General features: G+C 65.2%; 1 protein-coding gene and 2 pseudogenes. All 3 read left to right on the forward strand.

Going from position 1 to position 1330, the window contains the following annotated elements:
• Positions 1-294, forward strand: a pseudogene (locus tag HP546_RS30305) (aspartate aminotransferase family protein); the annotation flags it as partial.
• Between the two features lie 9 nt (positions 295-303).
• Positions 304-747 carry a type II toxin-antitoxin system RatA family toxin gene (locus HP546_RS30310; protein ID WP_172233569.1) on the forward strand — a complete coding sequence of 148 codons (444 nt, stop codon included), beginning with the start codon at positions 304-306 and terminating at the stop codon, positions 745-747.
• 4 nt (positions 748-751) lie between these two features.
• A pseudogene (locus HP546_RS30315) lies at positions 752-1330 on the forward strand (acyl-CoA dehydrogenase); the annotation flags it as partial.

A 1330-nucleotide genomic window follows, 5' to 3' on the forward strand; every position in this document is an offset into this window, starting at 1 on the left:
GCCGAGGCCCTGGGGCAACGCCTGCAACTGGGCCTGCAGACGCTACTGCGCCAGCACCCCTGCGGCAGCCAGGTGCAGCTGCGCTGCGCCGGCCTGTTGCTGGGCCTGGAGTTCGCCGATGCGGGGCTGGCGGCAAACATGGTCATGCACCTGATCGACCAACGCATCGTGGTCAACCATTCGCTCAACGATCACCGGGTAATTCGCCTGACCCCGCCAGCCCTGTACAGCGACAGCGACGTTGAGTGGCTGCTGGGCGGCTTTGCCCGGGCCATTGCCCGCACCTTCGAATAGGACACCGTAATGAAAGAAGTCAGCCTGAACGCCCATGTTCCCAGCCAGAGCGCCGAACAGGTCTACGCCGCCATCAGCAACTTCAGCGTGTACCCGCAGTTGTGCGAATCGGTGCGCAACATCGAGATCGAGTCGATCCACGAGCACGAGGTGCTGAGCAACTGGGAGGTGAACTTCCACAGCGGCATCCTCAAATGGCAGGAGCGCGATGTCTTCGACCCCGCCAACCTGCATATCCATTTTCGCCAGACCGCGGGCGACATCGACCACTTTTCCGGCTCGTGGCAAGTCAGCGAAACCGCCGAAGGCGCCAGCATCGCCTTCCGCTCCTGCTTCGACCTGGGCTTGCCGATGCTTGCCGACATGCTCGACCCGGTTGCCCGGCAAGCGATCCGCGACAACATCAGCGCCATCATCCATGGCCTGTTCCCGAACAGCCAGATCAAGGATTGATGCCATGCCCTTGTCACTCCTGCAAAACGCCAGGCACGCCCTGCAACGCTTTGCCCCAGGCTTTGCCAACCTGCTGAGCGAATTGCCGTTCGAACAGCGCGAGGCTGCAGGCAGCCCGGTGGTGGACTGGTTCAAGCATACCGGCCCGGTTGCCCTGCTGGTGCCCAAGGCCAGCGGGGGCCTGGGTGCCAGCGCCCGCGAAGCGCTGCACGTGCAGCTGGCCCTCGGTGCCCTGTCGCCCTCGCTGGCCGTGGCCAGCACCATGCATCAGTTTTCCGTGGCGAGCCTGGTCGCCGTGGTGGCCCAGGGCGCAGGCGCCGAAGGCCTGCTGTTGTCGGCCATCGCCCGGCAGCGCCTGCTGCTGGCTTCGGGCTTTGCTGAAGGCGTGCCCGGTGGCGGCATTCTCGATGCCGGCATGGAAGCCGTGCAACTGGCAGACGGCGTGCGCCTGAGTGGCAGCAAGCAACCGTGCAGCCTGAGCACCTCGATGGACCTGCTCACGGCCAGCTTCAGCCGCGCCGGCGAGCATGGCGAAGAACTGATGATCGCGATGATCCCGGCGACCGCACCGGGCATCAGCCAC

This window comes from Pseudomonas sp. CM25 (assembly GCF_013179705.1).
Classification (GTDB): Bacteria; Pseudomonadota; Gammaproteobacteria; order Pseudomonadales; family Pseudomonadaceae; genus Aquipseudomonas.